The 2510-nt window shown below is 58.0% G+C and carries 1 protein-coding gene; it reads right to left on the reverse strand.

What is annotated here, in order from left to right; all coding sequences use genetic code 11:
- Positions 1-368: 368 nt before the first annotated feature.
- On the reverse strand, positions 369-2510 hold a 2142-nt coding region (locus ABX749_RS29275), incomplete at its 5' end, for a DEAD/DEAH box helicase (protein ID WP_372899157.1).

Consider the following 2510-nt stretch of genomic DNA (forward strand, 5'->3'; position numbering starts at 1 on the left):
CAGATCGACGCTGCCGAAGGCATCGAAGCGTTGTTCGACGCCGACGGGAAGCCGATGGACCAGGATGAAATGGTTCTCCCCGACGGCGACAAGATCCTGCGAATCGACCGCGCAGACGATTGAGTGGAAATCACAAGCGTGGAAAAGACGCTGGTGTCCAGACACTGGCGATGTCCACGACACGGGCATCACGTCCGCCCGCACCTCCTATTTTCTTGTCACCCATTTTCTTGTCGCCCACCTCCCCACGCTCCCACCCAATCTTTCTGCCCTCTCTACACCGTTTCCAAACGCCCCCGCTGAACGCCCCAAGACCGTGTGACGGGGCGCTGTACCGGCCCCTCGACCGACCGCTCGATCGCCTCCAATCAGCCCAGCAAGTCTTGTAGATCCTGGGCCGTCAGTTGTCCGATCAGCGATTTGTTTTGGCTGACGATGGCATCCGCCAGGTTGCGTTTGGACTTCTGCAACTCGACGATCTTTTCTTCCACCGTCTCGCTGCAGATCATTCGGTAGGCATTCACGCTCTGGGTCTGTCCCATGCGATGGGCACGGTCGATCGCCTGGGCTTCCACGGCCGGGTTCCACCAGGGATCCAAGATGAACACGTACTCGGCCGCCGTCAGATTGAGCCCGTTGCCGCCGGCCTTCAGACTGATCAAGAACAGTTGGCATTCGGGATCGTTCTGGAATCGTCGCACCTTCTCGGCGCGTTTGCGGGTTTTGCCGTCCAGGTATTCGTAGTTCCAGCCCCGTTGATCCAAGTCTTGTTTCAACAGCCCCAGCAACGAAGTGAATTGCGAGAACACCAACGCCTTGCGGCCTTCGCGATGCAGTTCGTCCAGTCGTTCCAGCAGCTCCTCGATTTTGCCGCCCCGTACACCACAGTCAGGATGGATCAACCGCGGATCACAAGCGGCTTGACGCAAACGCAACAATGCTTCGAGCACATGGATCTTGGCCTTCTTCAAACCGAGTTCCTTCACTTTGTTGCTTAGGTGGACGCGATAGTGCTCCCGCAGTTCGTCGTAGAGTTTGCGTTGTTTCTTGTCGATCGAGCACGCCAAGGTCTGCTCGACCTTCTCCGGCAACTCCGTCAAGACTTCCGACTTGGTGCGTCGCAGAATAAACGGCTGCAGCGACTTGCCCAAACGTTCAACGTGCTGGCGTTGGGCTTGGTCTTCCAAGTCAGGCAGCTGACCCCACGACGATTTCGCGTTGGAAAGCATTCCCGGATTCAGAAAATCGAACAGCGACCACAGATCACCCAAGTGGTTTTCGATCGGCGTCCCGGTCATCGCCAAGCGGTGTTCGGCAGGCAGCAAACGCGCCGCCCGGGCGACCAGACTTTTGGGGTTCTTGATCGCTTGGGCCTCGTCCAGGATGGCGTAGTCGAATTGCAGCTGCGCTAACAGCGGTCCGTCCAGACGCATCGTCCCGTAGGTGGTCAGCAGGACATCGATCGAATCGGGTGACTCGGCCAAGGCGTCCCAATCGAGTTTTCGTTCGGTCCCGGTGTGATTGCGGACGCGCAACTTGGGCGCGAATTTCGATGCCTCCTCCAGCCAATTGAACACCAGACTTTTGGGAACCACGACGATCGACGGTTTTCGCGTCTGTCCCTGGGGCACACGTCGTTTGCGACGCGCATCGAGCAACGCCAGCACTTGAATCGTTTTCCCCAGCCCCATGTCGTCGGCCAGGCATCCGCCGAAGCCGAATTTTTGCAGAAACCGCAACCAACCCAATCCGCTCCGCTGATAATCCCTCAGCTGGCCCGTAAAGGTCTTCGGTGGGTCGGCCGGTTTGATGCCGTCGAACGATTTCACTTGACGCAAGAATTTAGTAAAGTCGCGGTCGCGTTTGACCTCGCCCTGTTCCTCCAACAGCAGGTCCAGCAACAAGCCTTGAGATCGGTGGAAGCGGATCGAACCGTCATGTTCTTTTCCCGACTCCCGAATGCCGACAAACTTCGACAACCAGTGCTTTGGCAACATGCCGACCGTGCCGTCATCCAGTTCGATGGTGGCATCGCCTTTCTGTAACGCCGCCAACAACTTGGGCAGCGAAGCGTTGACGCTGTCGAAGCTCACTTCTGCGTCCAAGTCAAACCAGTCGACCCCGCTGGTGACTTGGATGTCAAAGTCGGATGCGATGCGAAGCGGCGCGCCGTTGGCCGTCACGTTCCAGCCCGATGCACGCAGGGATTCGACGACCGTCAAGAATCGTTCGGGAGCCAGACGCACATTGGACGAATAGCGATCGATTGAAAAGTCCAGCACGTCGTGGTCCAGCTTTGACAACCAGTTCCGTTCGGCGTCCCAATTGCGAAGCTGCACGACACCGGCATCCGCGTCGAACCACCACTGTGCCGTGCAGTCGAACGCAAGATCTCGATTCGGATACCGGACGGACATCGAAACGGTGAAGTCGGGCGACTTGGGTTCTCGCTGATCGAGCAAGCAGTGCGCCGACGGCTCTTCGATGCGCTTTGGGATCTCCAGAGAATC

The sequence above is a fragment of the Stieleria sp. genome, from assembly GCF_041595215.1.
GTDB classification, from domain to species: domain Bacteria; phylum Planctomycetota; class Planctomycetia; order Pirellulales; family Pirellulaceae; genus Stieleria; species Stieleria magnilauensis.